General features: G+C 60.5%; 15 protein-coding genes. 8 read left to right on the top strand and 7 right to left on the bottom strand.

Annotation, left to right across the window (positions count from 1 at the left end; all coding sequences use genetic code 11):
• Nucleotides 1-129: 129 nt before the first annotated feature.
• Nucleotides 130-1,032: an SDR family oxidoreductase gene (locus tag AC13RC_RS22255; RefSeq protein ID WP_488558421.1), complete on the bottom strand. Its 903-nt coding sequence runs from the start codon at nucleotides 1,030-1,032 to the stop codon at nucleotides 130-132.
• An 89-nt stretch (nucleotides 1,033-1,121) separates the two neighbouring features.
• Nucleotides 1,122-1,862: an SDR family oxidoreductase gene (locus tag AC13RC_RS22260; protein ID WP_488558422.1), complete on the bottom strand. Its 741-nt coding sequence runs from the start codon at nucleotides 1,860-1,862 to the stop codon at nucleotides 1,122-1,124.
• 122 nt (nucleotides 1,863-1,984) lie between these two features.
• Here AC13RC_RS22260 and AC13RC_RS22265 point away from each other — a divergent pair, with 122 nt between their 5' ends.
• The 3 genes from AC13RC_RS22265 to AC13RC_RS22275 all read left to right on the top strand — a co-directional run bounded on the left by AC13RC_RS22265 (nucleotide 1,985) and on the right by AC13RC_RS22275 (nucleotide 4,947).
• Nucleotides 1,985-2,896, top strand: a complete 912-nt coding sequence (locus AC13RC_RS22265) for a LysR family transcriptional regulator (RefSeq protein WP_113330314.1) — start codon at nucleotides 1,985-1,987, stop codon at nucleotides 2,894-2,896.
• Nucleotides 2,897-3,033: 137 nt separating this feature from the next.
• Nucleotides 3,034-4,380, top strand: a complete 1,347-nt coding sequence (locus tag AC13RC_RS22270; protein WP_488558423.1) for an LLM class flavin-dependent oxidoreductase — start codon at nucleotides 3,034-3,036, stop codon at nucleotides 4,378-4,380.
• 24 nt (nucleotides 4,381-4,404) lie between these two features.
• Entirely contained in the window at nucleotides 4,405-4,947 is a 543-nt protein-coding gene (locus AC13RC_RS22275; protein WP_488558424.1) for a carboxymuconolactone decarboxylase family protein, read from the top strand.
• Nucleotides 4,948-5,227: 280 nt separating this feature from the next.
• Here AC13RC_RS22275 and AC13RC_RS22280 read toward each other — a convergent pair whose 3' ends face one another.
• Complete coding sequence (locus tag AC13RC_RS22280) at nucleotides 5,228-5,656, bottom strand: OsmC family protein (RefSeq protein WP_488558425.1); 429 nt, start codon at nucleotides 5,654-5,656, stop codon at nucleotides 5,228-5,230.
• Between the two features lie 150 nt (nucleotides 5,657-5,806).
• Between AC13RC_RS22280 and AC13RC_RS22285 the strand changes: the two genes are divergently transcribed.
• Nucleotides 5,807-7,072: a glycerate kinase type-2 family protein gene (locus AC13RC_RS22285; protein ID WP_488558426.1), complete on the top strand. Its 1,266-nt coding sequence runs from the start codon at nucleotides 5,807-5,809 to the stop codon at nucleotides 7,070-7,072.
• Between the two features lie 17 nt (nucleotides 7,073-7,089).
• Here the strand turns inward: AC13RC_RS22285 and AC13RC_RS22290 are convergent, their stop codons facing one another.
• Nucleotides 7,090-7,272, bottom strand: coding sequence for a hypothetical protein (locus AC13RC_RS22290; RefSeq protein ID WP_113395526.1), 183 nt, complete (start codon nucleotides 7,270-7,272; stop codon nucleotides 7,090-7,092).
• 276 nt (nucleotides 7,273-7,548) lie between these two features.
• On the opposite strand from AC13RC_RS22290, the gene ggt reads away from it, so the two are divergent.
• From ggt to AC13RC_RS22305, 3 genes are all read left to right on the top strand, one after another.
• Nucleotides 7,549-9,291, top strand: a complete 1,743-nt coding sequence (gene ggt / locus AC13RC_RS22295; RefSeq protein WP_488558427.1) for a gamma-glutamyltransferase — start codon at nucleotides 7,549-7,551, stop codon at nucleotides 9,289-9,291.
• Nucleotides 9,292-9,644: 353 nt separating this feature from the next.
• Complete coding sequence (locus tag AC13RC_RS22300) at nucleotides 9,645-11,099, top strand: MFS transporter (RefSeq protein WP_488558428.1); 1,455 nt, start codon at nucleotides 9,645-9,647, stop codon at nucleotides 11,097-11,099.
• Between the two features lie 127 nt (nucleotides 11,100-11,226).
• A complete protein-coding gene (locus tag AC13RC_RS22305) occupies nucleotides 11,227-12,780 on the top strand; it encodes an alpha/beta fold hydrolase (RefSeq protein ID WP_488558429.1) in 1,554 nt (517 codons plus the stop codon).
• Between the two features lie 72 nt (nucleotides 12,781-12,852).
• On the opposite strand, the gene AC13RC_RS22310 is transcribed toward AC13RC_RS22305, so the two are convergent.
• Both AC13RC_RS22310 and AC13RC_RS22315 read right to left on the bottom strand, forming a co-directional pair.
• Nucleotides 12,853-14,130 (bottom strand): L-fuconate dehydratase, encoded by a 1,278-nt coding sequence (locus tag AC13RC_RS22310; protein WP_488558430.1) that lies wholly within the window; start codon nucleotides 14,128-14,130, stop codon nucleotides 12,853-12,855.
• 41 nt (nucleotides 14,131-14,171) lie between these two features.
• Nucleotides 14,172-15,332 (bottom strand): CaiB/BaiF CoA transferase family protein, encoded by a 1,161-nt coding sequence (locus tag AC13RC_RS22315; RefSeq protein ID WP_488558431.1) that lies wholly within the window; start codon nucleotides 15,330-15,332, stop codon nucleotides 14,172-14,174.
• A gap of 236 nt (nucleotides 15,333-15,568) precedes the next feature.
• Here AC13RC_RS22315 and AC13RC_RS22320 point away from each other — a divergent pair, with 236 nt between their 5' ends.
• Complete coding sequence (locus AC13RC_RS22320) at nucleotides 15,569-15,982, top strand: carboxymuconolactone decarboxylase family protein (RefSeq protein ID WP_113330323.1); 414 nt, start codon at nucleotides 15,569-15,571, stop codon at nucleotides 15,980-15,982.
• A gap of 56 nt (nucleotides 15,983-16,038) precedes the next feature.
• On the opposite strand, the gene AC13RC_RS22325 is transcribed toward AC13RC_RS22320, so the two are convergent.
• Nucleotides 16,039-16,428, bottom strand: a complete 390-nt coding sequence (locus AC13RC_RS22325; protein ID WP_069611796.1) for a BRA0787 family protein — start codon at nucleotides 16,426-16,428, stop codon at nucleotides 16,039-16,041.
• Nucleotides 16,429-16,589 lie beyond the last annotated feature (161 nt).

Consider the following 16,589-nt stretch of genomic DNA (forward strand, 5'->3'; position numbering starts at 1 on the left):
TCGCTTTAGTACGAAACTCTAAGGCTTGGAATGCTGTACAACGCAAAATAGCCCCGATGCACGCAACAGATCGCCGCTTCTGTGGCACAGAAGCGGCGATTTGACACGTTCCAAGGATGATTGCGGGCCTTAGGCCTTTGCATGCGGCTTCAGCAGGTCTTCCAGACCGATGCGCCGGAAAAGCTCTGCGCGAACCCGATCGGCAACACCGTTGACGATCTCAGCACCATCCTCTGAAGGATCTATATGGGTACGGAACGGCCGCGTTCCAAACGGCATGTCGACAATATCAACGATTGCCGTCGCCACCGAAGCCGCATCGGCATCCGCCGGTTCCAGCGAGGCTAGACCCTTCAGCGCCTGATCGGGAACGCCGGCATAAGGACCATTGTCATATTCCGCAGCGCGAAGCTTGTCTGCCGGCGAACCGGAATGGGCAAAATGGTTGGTGCCCTTCGTAAAAGCGCCTGGCACGATGATGGCGGTCTCGATGCCCCAGCGTGTCAGCTCCGACGCGTAGGAAACCGCAAGCGAATCCATCGCCGCCTTGGCTGCGAAGTAAGGTGAGAGATAGGGCGGCGTGCCGCCGCGCGTGCTGGACGAGGAGACCCAAACGACCAGCCCCTTTCCTTGCCTGCGCATATGAGGCAGCACGGCGCGATTGACCCGCTGGGTGCTGAGCACGTTGATGTCATAGAGCTCGGCGAACTGCTCGGGCGTGAAGGCTTCCGCCGGGCCGAAGGACATATGGCCGGCATTGTGCATGATGGTGTCGATGTGGCCCTGCTCGGCGATAACAGCGGCGATGCCGACTTCCACTGAAGCATCTGAGGCGACATCCAGTTCGACAGTCCTGAGATCGACGCCGTTCTCCGCAGCGAATGCCGCAGCTGCTTCGACCTGCGGCGCATTGCGCCCCTTGGTTTCGCGGATGCCTGCATAGACAGTGTGGCCTGCCTTAGCGAGCGCGCGTGCTGTCAGAGCCCCGAAGCCGCTCGAAGCACCAGTGATAATGATGACTTGCTTACCCATGATCCTGTTCCTTTGCTGGATTGGCTGCTGTTGGCGATTGATTGAGAGTGGGAGGTCGGCGGCGGGCATTGCTCCGCTGCCTGGTTGGCTCAGATCATGCCGCCATTGGCACGCAGCGTCTGACCGTTGATCCAGCCGCCATCCGGGCCGACGAGGAAGGAAACAGCCGCGGCGATATCCTGCGGCGTGCCGAGGCGCTCCAGCGGGTTCATCTTGGCCATGCGGTCGATGAGCTCGTCGCTTTTGCCATTCAGAAAGAGATCGGTGGCCGTCGGGCCGGGCGCGACCGCATTGACCGTGATCGAACGCCCACGCAGTTCCTTCGCCATGATGCCGGTCAAAAGCTCGACGCCGGCCTTGGTTGCGGCATAGACGCCGTAGGTTTCGAGCTTCAGGCCGACGATGCTGGTCGAGAAATTGACGATGCGGCCGCCGTCACGCAGGCGCCTGCCGGCCTCTCGCAACGTATTGAACGTGCCCTTGAGGTTGATAGCGATATGACGGTCGAAATGGGCGTCGTCCGCGTCGGCGATCTTCGCAAGCTGCATAATGCCGGCATTGTTGACGAGGACATCGACACCGCCGAAGGCGGCTTCGGCTGCGTCGAACATGCGGCGCACCGCATCGACATCGGAGACATCGGCTTTCGCGGTCAGCGCCTTGCCACCCTTTTCCTCGATCTTGCGGGCCAGTTCCTCGGCTGCCGCCTCGCTGCCGGAATAGTTGATGACGACAGTGAAGCCATCCTCGGCCAGACGCTCGGCGATCGCGGCGCCGATACCGCGCGATGCGCCTGTCACGATCGCTACCTTATTGGAATTGCTGCTCATTTTCCTCATCCTTCGTTGCTTTGCGCCGCAGCGCGTTTCGATGAGGAGAAGATGCCCCTTTTCATGGCGCGGATAATCAGCCAATAATCGGCATCACTATCCGAATTTCGCGAACAAATAATATGGACAGATTCGATGCCATGCGGGTGTTTTGCCGGGTCGTGGAACGGCGCAGCTTCACGCTGGCCGCCGAAGACACAGGTCTGCCCCGCTCGACGGTGACGGATGCGATCAAACAGGTCGAGGCGCGTCTCGGCGTGCGCCTGCTGCAGCGCACGACAAGGCATGTCAGCCCGACACTCGATGGCGAGGCCTATTACCAGCGCTGCCTGCGCATCCTTTCCGATATCGAGGATGCCGAGGGCGCCTTTGCCGGGGCGAAGCCGAAGGGCGTCCTGCGCGTCGACGTACATGGAACGCTTGCGCGGCACTTCGTCCTGCCGAACCTGCCCTCCTTTCTCGAAACCTATCCCGATATCGAATTGCAGATCACCGAGGGCGACCGGTTCGTCGATCTCATCCGCGAGGGGATCGATTGCGTGCTGCGCGTCGGCACGCTGCAGGATAGCGACATGGTCGGCCGCCGCGTCGCGATGCTGGAAGAAGTGACGCTTGCAGCGCCCGCCTATGTCGAGCGTTTCGGCATGCCCGCCCATCCGGAGACGCTCGACGGCCACCGCATGGTCGGCTTCCGCTCCTCCGCAACCGGCGGATTGCTGCCGCTGGAATTCCAGATCGACGGCGCCGTGCGCGAAATCACCCTGCCGGCCACCATCTCCGTCAACGCTGCCGAGAGCTATTTCGCCGCGGCAAAGCTCGGCCTCGGCCTGATCCAGGTTCCGCGCTATCACGCCGAGGAAGCCCTACGATCAGGTCAACTGCTGCATGTGCTGAAGGATTATCCACCGACAAGGACGCCCGTCTCGATGCTCTATCCACGCAGCCGCCAGCTTTCGCCGCGAGTTCGCGTCTTCATAGACTGGCTGGTCAAGGTTTTTGCCGGACAGAACAACCCCGAAGTCGCGGCCGGATGAATATTCCGCGAAAGCGATCAAATAAATGAAATCGGCTCTTTGAATGCGCGGCCAGCACGCCTACGTCGTAGTGCATTACCCTACGGGCAATGCCGTCGCCACTTCATGACGGCCTGGCGATTTTCGAGAGAGAGCCGATGACCGAACAGAAGCAATTGAAGCTCGGGGCATTCATGCGCCCCGTCAGCCTGCATACCGGTGCCTGGCGTTATCCCGGCGCCTATCCGGACGCCAACTTCAACTTCCAGCACATCAAGAGCTTCGCGCAGGAACTGGAGAAAGCGAAATTCGACGCCTTCTTCATGGCTGATCACCTCGCGGTCCTCAACATGCCGATCGAGGCTTTGAAGCGCAGCCAGACGGTTACCTCCTTCGAGCCCTTCACCCTGCTTTCGGCGCTGGCCGCCGTCACCGACAGGATCGGCCTCGTTGCGACTGCGTCAACCACCTTCGACCTGCCCTATCACATCGCCCGCCGCTTCGCCTCGCTCGATCACATCAGCGGCGGCCGCGCCGGCTGGAATATCGTCACGACGTCCAATCCCGATGCCGCCCTTAATTTCGGCCTCGAAGAGCATATGGAACATGGCGAGCGCTACCATCGCGCCCGCGAATTCTACGATGTCGTCACCGGCCTCTGGGATAGCTTCGCTGATGACGCCTTCATCCGTGACGCTGAAAGCGGCATCTTCTTCGATCCCGAGCGGATGCATGTCCTCGGGCACAAGGGCGAGGAACTCAGCGTTCGTGGTCCGCTCAACATCGCCCGTCCGCCGCAGGGCTGGCCGGTCATCGTCCAGGCCGGGCAATCGGATGCCGGCCGTCAGCTTGCCGCCGAAACGGCGGAAGCGGTCTTTGCTGCTCCCCGCAACCTCGCCGACGGCAAATCGATCTTTGCCGATATCAAGGGACGGATGAAGGCGATCGGCCGCAACCCGGATCATCTGAAGATCCTGCCCGCCGCCTTCATCGTCGTCGGGGACACGATCGAGGAAGCAAAGGCGAAGCGGGCAAAGCTCGACAGCCTCGTCCATTACGATAGCGCCATCGCATCCCTGTCGATCGCGTTGGGACACGACGCTTCCAAATTCGACCCCGATGGCCCGCTGCCGGAGATTCCGGAAACCAATGCCAGCAAGAGCGGCCGCGAGCGCGTCATCGCCCTTGCCGAAGCCGAAAAGCTCACCGTGCGCCAGCTTGCCCAGCGCCTCGGCGGCTATGCTGGCCTTGCCTTTGTCGGCACGCCTGAGAGCATCGCCGATGAGATGGAGCAATGGCTGTACGAGGAAGGCTCGGACGGTTTCAACGTCGTCTTCCCCTTCCTGCCGCAAGGCCTGCTTGACGTGACCACGCGCGTCGTTCCAGAGCTGCAGCGCCGCGGCATCTTCCGCCGCGACTACGAAGGCACGACATTGCGCGAACACCTCGGCCTGCCGCGCCCGGAAAACCGCTTCTTCAAAGTTGCTGCCGAAGCCGCGCAGTAAGAGAGCCCATCACAAGAGAATAACATGAGCCACATCACGCCGATCGATTACGAGACCGCTTCCGAGGCCGTGCGCGCCGAGCATGATCGCGAAATACAGCTGCGCGGCCGCATGACGAACATGAAGCGGACATTGCTGCACTCGCCGGTGGCGCATCGTATCTATGCGGAATGGTTTCCTTTGCGCGAAGAGTTGCGCCCGGCGCTGGACGATCGTGCCGTCTGGCTGCTCTGCCATGCCATAGCGCTCGAATGCCGCTCGATCATTCCGGTCGGCTTCTTCCGGCGCGCATTGATCAATGCCGGCCTGACGCCGGAAACGATCGTGCCGACGGAAGAGGAAGCGCTATTGATCGAATTCGGCAAGGCGATCGTCAGGGATTCCAACGCCATTCCGGAGGAGATTTGGGATCGATTGAAGGCCTGCTACGATGAGCCAACGCTTGCCAATCTCGTAGCCTTTGCCGGGATCATGATTGCGACGGCGATCTACAATAATGCGGTAAAGGTAGATATCGATCCGGAGCTTGGGCCTTATCTTGAAGGGTTTGAGTTTCCGGCGGAATGAGGGGCAACGGCGGACACCGAACCATCTCGCCCTTGGCGGGCGAGAAAGCAATTTCATTGGTTTAGGAATTGCGACACGGAAGGTCACATATATTCAGAATGATAGCGCAATTTCTAAGCCATTGAAATCGCAAGAGCGGGGGTCCGTTACTTGTTGCTATTGCACTAGGAAAGCCGGTACGCACCTGCCTACCCCCTCCCTTGCAAAATCTAGCACTTAGCCTTGCGGCTAAATGCTGATTTTGCTTTCCCGCCCGCCAGGGGCGGGATAGAGCTAAAACTCACCCCGAAATCGTTGTCGAAAACTGCGGATTGCCGCGGATCGTGTTGCTCACCGTGCAAATCTCATCTTCGGCGGCATGCGCGATCGCGTTGCGGATTTCATCGCTGAAATCACCCTTGATGGTGAAGGCGATATTGAACTTCTCCACGCGAGAGAGGCCTTCGGTCGCCTTCTCACCCGTGACGACGGCGGTGACTTCGGTGAGCTTGTCGAGCACGCCAAGGCTGCTTGCCGCCATACGGGCGCTCAAGACCAGGCAGGCCGAGAGCGACGAGTAGAGCAGATCGAGCGGATTGAAACCGGGCTGCGACGGCGAGGTGACGATGTCGATTTCGTCGCCCGTCACCGAGGTCACATGCGGAAAACCGGTGCGGCCGACCGTAGCGGTTGCGCCCGTCTGCCTCGTCTTCACTTTCAATTCAGCCATATCGAAAATCCTTAAAATAAAAGCGTGAAACCCCTTCCTTCTAAATAGGGATTCGTCGCGCAAGACACAATTGTGGTTCCTGCCTCTTGCGTCTTTCCTCCAGTTAAGCCACCAAATGGTTACAAGTACATCGCAGACAGGCAGTTCGACATGACCGTTTCCGATCCCCGCGCCTTCCTGACCTCGCTGTTCGATGCCGCCGTTCGCGCAGCCGATCCGTTGACGGGCATCCGCGCGCATTTGCCTGCCAGACCGAAGGGCCGGACGGTCGTTATCGGCGCCGGCAAGGGATCTGCCCAGATGGCGGCCGCGCTGGAGCAATGCTGGGAAGGCCCACTGGAAGGTCTTGTCGTGACGCGATACGGATTTTCCGCCCCGTGCCGGCAGATCGAGATCGTCGAAGCAGCCCATCCTGTGCCGGATGAAGCGGGCCTCATCGCTTCTCGTCGGCTTCTTAAACTTGTCGAGGGCCTCACGGAGGACGATCTGGTAATCGCTCTGATATCAGGCGGCGGCTCGGCGTTGCTGCCCTCGCCCGCTGGCGGCTTGAGCCTCGCCGATGAAGTCGCAGTCAACAAGGCGCTGCTTGCCTCGGGCGCACCAATCTCTGCGATGAATGTCATTCGCAAGCATCTGTCGACCATCAAGGGCGGCCGGCTGGCTGCCGCGGCCCATCCCGCCAAAGTCGTCTCGCTCGTCGTCTCGGACATTCCAGGCGACGACCCTGCCCTGGTGGCCTCCGGCCCGACCGTACCGGGCGCGGGCACGCGCGCGGACGCGCTCGACCTCATCCGTCTCTACCGCATCGACCTGCCGCCGGCCGTTCTCGCCCATATCGAGAAAGTTGAAGCGGATGCGCCGCGCCCGGGCGATCCGCGCTTTGCCGGCAATGAAGTGTATCTTATCGCATCTGCCGGCGTCTCGCTGGAAGCCGCCGCCGAGGTAGCGCGTGCCGCTGGCATCGAAACCGCCATTCTCTCGGACGCCATAGAGGGCGAGGCCCGCGAAGCGGCCCACGTCCACGCTGCCATCGCCCGCGAAGTGCTTCACCGCAACCGCCCCTTCACCAAGCCGGTCGTACTACTGTCAGGCGGCGAAACGACGGTGACCTTGAAGGGCAAGGGCAAGGGCGGGCGAAACTCGGAGTTCCTGTTGTCGCTGGCCATCGACATCGACGGTCACGCCGGCATTCATGCCATGGCCGCGGATACGGATGGCATCGACGGCAGCGAGGACAATGCCGGCGCCTTTGCCGATGCGGGTACGGTGGCACGTTTGCGCAAAGCCGGAATGGTGCCGGCCGAGATGCTGGCAAACAATGATGCATGGACGGCGTTCAATGCCATCGGCGATCTCTTCGTCCCCGGCCCCACGGGAACGAACGTCAACGACTTCCGTGCTATCCTGATCGCGTAACCACCTGAACCGATGGCTTAGACAATCGCGGTGCAATCGTCACAGCGCCAGTAGGCGGCTGCCGTCGATGCCCATCGAAGGAAATGTCGGCTGCAATGGTCGCATTCGATTTCCACGACATGCGTCCTTTCGCCAACGATGAATGGCCTGCTCTTGATCCTGCGCTCGCTCTTCCATTGCTCGAGCTTCGTCACGGCCATGATTACCCTCCACGCAACACTCGCCTCGACAAGCAACAATCTAAAATAGATTCAACTAATAAAAGAATATTGCAAGTGCGAAGCGTTTTTCTGAGTGGCAGGAGGACCAAAATTATCCGTAGTAGTGCATGGAAGACATAGCTGATCGGATTCCGGCCCATGGCGGGATCCGCTCCATTAAAAAATTGTGACAGCGGATATCGCCATTTTCACACGTGGCACCATGTCATTCGTTGGCGATTTTCCATCAAGATAATAATGGGAGGCATACTCATCATGCGCCACTTCCGCCAGCGGGCGATTTCGTCGGTAACCCTGGTCACATTTGCTCTCTTTTCCGTCACCGCCAGAGCTGCCGCGCCGCCACCGGTCGAGGCGGAGCATGGCATGGTGGTCACCGCTCAACATCTCGCCACCGATGTCGGCGTCGAGGTGCTGAAGAACGGCGGCAACGCCGTCGATGCCGCCGTTGCAGTCGGCTATGCGCTGGCGGTGGTCTACCCGACCGCCGGCAACATCGGCGGCGGCGGCTTCATGACCATCCGCATGCGCGACGGCAAGACGACCTTTCTCGATTTTCGCGAACGCGCACCCCTGGCGGCGACCAAAGGCATGTATCTCGACGACAAGGGCAATATCGTCAAAGGCGCCAGCACGGATGGCTATCTCGCCGTGGGCGTCCCCGGCTCGGTCATGGGCTTCGAGACCGCCCGCGAGAAATACGGCACAAAGTCCCGCCAGGATCTGATCGCGCCGGCCATTCGCTATGCCAAGGAAGGCTTCACGCTGAACCAGGCCGACGCCGCCGAACTGAATGAGGGCAAGAAGTGGCTGTCGCGCGATCCGGCCACCGCCGCGATCTTTACCAAGTCGGACGGCAAGCCCTTTGTCACGGGCGACAAGCTGGTGCAGCCGGATCTCGCCAATGCCCTATCAGGCATTTCCGATCAGGGGCCGGATGGCTTCTACAAGGGGCCGGTTGCCAACGCCATCGTCAAGGCAAGCCAGGACAAGGGCGGCATTCTCGCAAACCAGGATTTTGAACAATACAAGGTCCGCGAACTCGAGCCCGTGAAGTGCAATTATCGCGGCTACGAGATCATCTCCTCGCCGCCGCCCTCCTCCGGCGGCGTCATCATCTGCGAAATCCTCAACGTGCTGGAAGGCTACCCGCTCTCCTATACCGGTTATGCCTCAGCCGACACGGTCCATTACATGGTCGAAGCCATGCGCTACGCCTATGTCGACCGCAACTCGGCGCTCGGCGATCCCGATTTCGTCGACAACCCCGTCAGCAAGCTGCTGGACAAGGCCTATGCCCAGAAGATCCGCGATGGCATCTCCCCCTATAAGGCCGGCGTCTCCAAGGATCTGATGCCGAAAGGCCTCGGTGAAAGCCACGAGACGACGCATTATTCGATCATCGACAATGACGGCAATGCCGTCGCCGTCACCTACACGCTGAACGGCTCCTTCGGCGCCAGTGTCGTTGCGCCCGGCACGGGCATCCTCTTGAACAACGAGATGGACGACTTCACCTCCAAGCCCGGCGTGCCCAATCTTTACGGCCTGGTGCAGGGTGAGGCCAATGCCATCCAGCCGAAGAAGACGCCGCTCTCCTCCATGAGCCCGACGATCGTCACCAAGGACGGCAAGCCCTTCATGGTGATCGGCAGCCCAGGCGGCTCGCGCATCATCACCATCACGCTGGAAGCGATCATCAACGTCATCGATTTCGGCATGAACATTCAGGAAGCCATTGACGCTCCGCGCATCCATCACCAATGGCTGCCGGATAAAGTCTACATGGAGCCGCGGGCACTCTCGCCCGATACGATCAAGCTTCTGACCGGCATGGGCTATACAGTTCAGGTCGACAATAGCTGGCCGATCTGGGGCCAGGCCGCGGGCATTCTCGTGGGCGGCAAGAGCCTCAGCGACATCGCCAAGGGCGGTGGCGCCCGCTACAACGGCGCCATGGACAGCCGCGCCGGCTCGGGGCTGGCGGCCGGTTATTGATCGCTGCGCGCTCGCCGACTTGATGAATAAGGCCGGTGCCGCCCTGTTGGACACTGGCCTTTTCACACCCGCCCGCACACAGAAACGAGCACATTATCTTACGCGAACAAACCAAGCGTGAGCATTTCGGCGCGATATCACGCCTATTCATTCACCTCACGTTCATTTGATGCCGTTTGCCTCTACATGTGCGTCATTTTTTTCATCCCATGAATGGGATTTGCGATTTCTGATATAGCAATCGCGTGCAAGCAGGAGTATACAAACCGCCGTTCAAATAGGCCTTCGCGCCATGACCAGACTTGCGGTTCTGTCTTAGGACCCCACCGCACCATCGAGAGCGATCCCCGACAATGTCGGATCAGATATTCCAGGCCGCCCCCGTCAGGCGGGCCGCACCGAATTTTCGTGTAGTAGCGCTTATCGTAGCAAGCGCAATGTTCATGGAACAGCTTGACGCGACCGTGCTCGCAACAGCCCTTCCGACCATGGCGAGAGACTTCGGCGTCAGCGCGCCGGCCATGAGCATCTCGCTGACTTCATACCTTCTCAGCCTCGCGATCTTCATTCCCGCCAGCGGCGCGATTGCCGACCGCTTCGGGTCGCGCACCGTCTTCCGATCTGCCATCGCAGTCTTCGTTGTCGGCTCGCTTCTCTGCGCGCAGGCGCCGAACCTGTTCTTCCTCGTGATCGCGCGCCTCCTTCAGGGTCTCGGCGGCGCTATGATGCTGCCCGTAGGTCGCCTCGTGCTGATGCGCAGCGTCGCCCGCAAGGATATGGTCAACGCCATGTCCTGGCTGCTGATCCCGGCGCTGGTCGGCCCCATTCTCGGCCCGCCGATCGGCGGCATGTTCGTCACCTATCTCGACTGGCGCTGGATCTTCTACATCAACGTGCCGATCGGCATTATCGGCTTCATCCTGGTGACGATGTTCATCGAGGAGGTGAAAGGCCCGCGCACCGGCCGCTTCGATCTCTCGGGCTTCATCCTCTCGGGCATCTCGCTCGGCTCTCTGCTCTTCGGCTTCGAGATGTCGAGCCGCGAGGGCGAAGGCTATCTCGCGGTCTTCCTGATCTCCATCGGTCTCTTGTTTGGCATCGCCTATCTCCGTCACGCCCGCAACCACCCCTCGCCGATCATGGATTTCTCCTTGATGAAGGTGCCGACATTCCGCACCTCGGTTATCGCCGGCTCGCTGACGCGCATCAGCCAGGGCGCCCATCCCTTCCTGATCCCGCTGATGCTGCAGCTTGGCTTTGGTCTTTCGGCCGCCGCTGCCGGCCAGATCGCCATTGCGACGGCACTCGGCTCCATGGCGATGAAGCCTTTTCAGGTTCGCATCCTGCGCACGCTCGGCTTCCGCACCGCCCTTATCATCTTCGGCCTCATCGGCACGCTCGGTTATGGCATGTGCGCCATCTTCAAGCCGGATTGGCCGCTACCGGTCATTTTCGTGATCCTGTTCTTCTGCGGCTTCTTCATGTCGTTCCAGTTCACGGCCTACAACACGATCGCTTATGACGAGATAGAGCGCGACCGCATGAGCATTGCGACGAGTTTCTACTCCACCTTCCAGCAGCTGATGCTGTCCCTCGGCATCTGCGTCGCCGCCCTTGCGCTGCATGGCTCGATGCAGCTGCGTGGTGAGACGAAGGCCGAGATGATCGACTTCTCCGTCGCCTTTATCGTCGTCACGGCCATCGCGCTGCTCGCTGTCATTTGGAACGCCAGCTTTTCGCGCACAGCCGGTTCGGAAATCAGCGGCCACCGCCGCAGATCGCCCGAAGACAGCCTCGGCGAGCACTGATGCTCGCCGCCTGCCAAGCCAGGCAATAACCTGTTTTGTGAACAGTGCCTCCACGGACGGCGCATTGCATTGAACAATGACGCCAGCCTAAATAGCACCAGAACGAAATAACGGTCTGGAGCATCCCATGGTCGCCGGCATCCACCACATCACGCTGATCACACGTAAGGTCCAGGCGAATGTCGATTTCTACGTCGGCTTCCTCGGCCTGCGCCTCGTCAAGCGCACCGGCGGTTTTGAGGATGCCACGCAGCTTCATCTCCTCTATGGCGATGCCGTGGGCTCCCCGGGCTCGCTGATCACCTTTCTGGTTTGGGAAGATGGTTCTCCCGGCCGGGCCGGCGTCGGTCAGGTCGGCGAAATCTCGCTCGCCATCGATCCGGCCAGCATCGGCTTCTGGCTGACACGCGCCCTGAGCGCCGGTCTGAAGCCGGAGGGTCCCTCAGAGGAATTCGGCGAGCCTGTGCTTCGGCTGAAGGATCCGGACGGCGTCATCGTCAAACTGGTGGGAACGAACACGCTGCAGGCCGCAGCTCCTTGGACGAGCGACACCATTCCGCAGGAGCACGCGATTGCCCGCATCCGCGGCGCAACGCTGTTCACCGAAACGCCAGAGGAGACGCGAGCCATGCTGGTCGATTACTTCGACTACCGTCCGCTTGCCACCAGCGGAGCGATCAGCCGGCTCGTCTCGGAGCCCGGCGATATCCTCGATATCCGCGATGCCCGCGGTTTCTGGGCAAGCGCCCCGGGCACGGGCACGGTAGATCACGTCGCCTTTCGCGCCGCGGACAATGCCGAATTGCAGTCGGTCCACACCGCACTCCAGGCGATCGATTCCGGGCCGACGACGATGCATGACCGCAAATATTTTCGCTCGCTTTACGTTCGCGAGCCCGGCCGTATCCTGTTCGAACTCGCGACGGACGCGCCGGGCATGTTGATTGACGAGGACGAGGCAACGCTTGGCACGCGCCTCTTCGCTCCCGGCGACAGTCCGAAGCTTTTGGCCGAGCTGAACGTGATTCTGCCGCAGTTCTCCATGCCCGGCGAGCCCCGCGTCATCTATCGCGATCTGCCCTTCATCCATCGTTTCTTCACGCCCGAGCAGGCGAACGGCAACGTCTTCGTCCTGCTGCACGGCTCGGGTGCCAACGAAACAACCATGCTGCCGCTCGGTCACAAGATCGATGCCGACGCGACCTTGCTCAGCGTACGTGGCCGTGCGCTCGAGGAAGGCGCCCCGCGCTGGTTCCGCCGCAATGGGCCGATGTCCTTCGATCAGGCCGATATCGCCAGCGAGGCCGAAGCCTTTGCCGCCTTCATTGATGGCGCGGTCCATGCCTACGGGCTTGATCCGGACCGCATCGTCTATATCGGCTATTCGAACGGCGCCAACCTGCTGAACGCCATGCTGTCGCTGCACCCGCACCTCATCCGCCGCGCGGTGCTGCTGCGCTCCATGGCCGCCCTCGAAAATCCGCCTGCAGCGGACATGTCGGATGCCCAGGTGCTGTTGGTCGCCGGAGAGAAGGACCTGTATGGTCCCTATACTCAACCGCTGGCCGAACGTCTGCGGAATGGCGGCGCCGAGGTTGAGCTTGCAACAGTTCCAGGCGGTCACGAGTTTGACGATGCGGACGTGCCCATCATTCAGGCTTGGTTGAAAAAATCCGTCTGAGGCGGATCTTCCGGATGTAAACGACAAAAGCCCGCCGGATGGCGGGCTTCTACTTCGAGCAAGCCAGCAGTTTCAACCCTTGAACGTATATTCCGCGATCGATTCCGGCTTCATCTCGATCGAGAAACCCGGCAGGCTCGGCGGCATATAGGCTGCGTCGCGAATGATGCAGGGGTCGATGAAATGGTCGTGCAGATGATCGACATACTCGATCACGCGGCCATCCTTGGTGCCTGAAACGGCGATATAATCGATCATCGACAGGTGCTGCACATATTCGCAAAGGCCGACGCCACCGGCATGCGGCCAGACCGGCAATCCATACTTGGCGGCGATCAGCAGCACCGCCAGTACTTCGTTCAGGCCGCCCATGCGGCAGGAATCGATCTGCACGATATCGATCGCGCCCTCGGCGATGAACTGCTTGAACATGATGCGGTTCTGACACATCTCGCCCGTCGCGACCTTCACCGGGCCGATGGCCTGGCGGATCTTGCGGTGTCCGGCAACATCATCCGGGCTTGTGGGTTCTTCGATGAAGAAGGGTTTGGCGAAAGCGAGCTTCTTCACCCAGTCGATCGCCTGATTGACTTCCCAGACCTGGTTGGCATCGATCATCAGATAACGGTCGGGACCGATGACTTCGCGGGCAATGGTCAGGCGGCGGATATCGTCTTCGAGATCGCGGCCGACCTTCATCTTCACATGGTTGAAGCCAGCGTCGATCGCCTCCTGGCACAGGCGGCGCAACTTGGCGTCGTCATAGCCGAGCCAGCCGGCAGATGTCGTGTAGCAGGCATAGCCCTCGCGCTCGAGCGTGGCGATGCGGTCCGCCTTGCCGGCTTCCGTCTTCTTCAGAATGGCGACGGCCTCGTCGCGGGTCAGCACATCGGTCAGGTAACGATAATCGACGATATCGGCGATCTGCTCGGCATCCATCTCCGAAACTAGCCGCCAGACCGGCTTGCCGGCCTCCTTGGCAAGCAGATCCCAGACAGCATTGACGACCGCGCCCGTCGCCAGATGCATCGCGCCCTTCTCCGGGCCGATCCAGCGCAGCTGGCTGTCGCTGGTCAGATGCCGCCAGTATTTGCCGGGGTTTTCCAGAACCGTCGCAAGCTCCGTGCCGACGACAAGATGCCGCATCGCCTCGATCGCCATGCAGCAGATGTCGTTGCCACGGCCGATGGTGAAGGTCAGGCCGTGACCGGCAAGACGTGGTCTGTCGGTCTCGAGAATGACATAGGCTGCCGAATAATCCGGATCCGGATTCATCGCGTCCGAACCGTCGAGGCTCTGCGATGTCGGGAAGCGCAAATCGAAAACGCGAAGATTGGTGATGCGCGTCATTGGAAAACTCCTTCTAAATCCATCGCGGCCTCTCGACCCCTTCAGCCAAGGTCGAACTCCTCCCAGAGTGCCGCATTATGCTCGCCAACGTGCGGGGCCGCACGCTCGAATTTCGGTCGCTGCCCATCGATACGGATAGGCGAGCGGGTGGTACGCAGGCTGACGCCATCATCGCGCCCGACCGTCTGCAGCATGTCAAGAACGCGAAAACCTTCACTGCCCAGAAGCTCCGGCCAGTTCAGCACTTTTGCGCACCAGATGTCAGCAGGTTCGAGGATCGCCAGCCAGTCGTCAACGTTGCGGCTGGCGATGCGCGCAGCGATCAGCGCCTTGATTTCATCGCGCGCCGTGAACCAGCTTTTCTCATGATCGCGATAGGCCGCAAGCTCGTCTATCCCGAGCAGATCGGCAAGTTTGGAAATCGGCGTCATAGCGATGGCGAGATAGCCGTCGGCAGCGGGATAGACGCCATAGGGGGCGGAAAGATAGGCATGGGCACTACGAACATGGGAGCGCTCGGGCAGCTTATAGCCATTATTCATGTGAACGCTCAGCACCTCAACCTGCAGATCGACCAGGGCTTCCAGCAGGCTGGTCTCCACCAGTCCACCCTCGCCCGTCACGCCGCGCCGCACCAGCGCCGCCAAAATGCCCTGGGCGGCAGCCGCACCCGCCAGCATATCGCCGATCGCGAGACCAAAAGGCACCGGCCCCTCTCCCTCGTCGCCGTTCAGCCACATGACGCCGGAACGCGATTGTGCCAGAAGATCCTGCCCCGGCCGCCCGACCCATGGTCCCTCTTCGCCGTAGCCACTGATCGAGCAATAGACGAGACGCGGATTGAGCTTGCTTGCGGCCTCGTAATCCAGCCCCAAACGCTCGATCACGCCGGGGCGAAAGTTCTGAATAAGCACATCGGCCTTGGAGACCAGCTTGCGCAGCGCGCTCATATCGCGCTCGTTTTTCAGATCGACCGCCAGGCTTTCCTTGGAGCGGTTAATTGCGTGGAAGATCGTCGAATCACCGCTTTCATCGTCGCTGAGATAAAGCCCGCGCGAAAGATCGCCGCCACCGGGACGCTCGATCTTGATCACCCTGGCGCCGAGATCCATCAGCCGCAGCGAGCAATAGGGACCCGACAGAAACTGGCTCATGTCGACGACGACAAGTCCGGCCAGCGGCAAGTCCCTCTTCAGTGTCATTGATATTCCCGCTCCCCGACATCACCCCGGCCCAAAGCGCCTCTCCGCCCTGAGGACTATCCTCGTCACCGGTTCCTGCGTCAACCTCAATCTTCTTATGTGAATAGTATTTTCACATATGGATGACATTTGCAAACGAAAAGAGGAAGGATAATGGAAGCTCCCGCGCCCATGTCGTCAGGAAATAGATTATGGTTCCACATAATGAGAGCTGACGAAATGAAGGGAGATAAGGAATGGCGACGGTCAAGTTACTCGATGATGCGGAAGCCGAGGCAATCCCGGCGGTCAAGGCTGTGTTCGACGACATTCGCGCGGTAAGAAAATCCGATTTCGTCAATAATTTCTGGCGCGGCCTCGCCAACGATCCTGCATTGCTTAAGCGCACCTGGGAGGGCCTGAAAGCGGTCATGGTGGCGGACGGCGCACTTGATCCGCTCGTGCGCGAGATGATCTACATAGCCGTCTCCACGGCCAACGGCTGCACCTATTGCGTCCATTCGCATACCGCAGCCGCCAGAGCAAAGGGCATGACTGACGCCCAGCATGGGGAACTGCTGGCGGTTATCGGACTTGCCGGACAGACCAATCATCTCGTGACGGCGATGCAGATCCCCGTCGATCCGGAATTCGATGTCGGCGGCCGATGACACGCAAAAGGCCCGCGGGCACATGCCGGCGGGCCTTCCATAAACAATCTTCGCTGTTAGCGATCCGACGTTTCCGCCGCCTGGGTATCTGCCGCAATGGCAGCGACGTTGACGCCGTTGTTCACGACCAGCAATCTTTTGCGAACCAGAACGCCCATCACGCGGGCGGCGGTCGAAAAGGTCATCGTGTCGAGCGGACCCTCGCCCTCCCAAGGCTTGGTCAGCCGCTCGGTCACGGCCGAGACGATATTGTTGGGCACGATATCAGTGCATTCGCGCATAGCTTCGAACACGACGCTAATGGGATGGATACGTCCCTCGAACGTCACGATCGGTTCGGTTACTTCGCTGTCCCATTCCTCGAAGGCATAGAGCGCTTCGCGGAAGAGCTGCTGCAGGGTAATGGGGGCATGACCCTCATGAAGGGGCGGCAAGGCATTCGACATGTCTGTCTCCTTTCAATTGGAAGTCCGGCGCATATATGAAAGTTGATGGTCTCTCCTCCGAGACCCAAGCGCTGCTTCTTCAGTTTGGCGCGCCTTAAATGGGGGGAGCGGCGCGGCAAACCATCTTGTGACCGGCGCAACGCGGGACGCACACGAAATGT

It is taken from the genome of Martinezella sp. CNPSo 3890 (assembly GCF_057784455.1).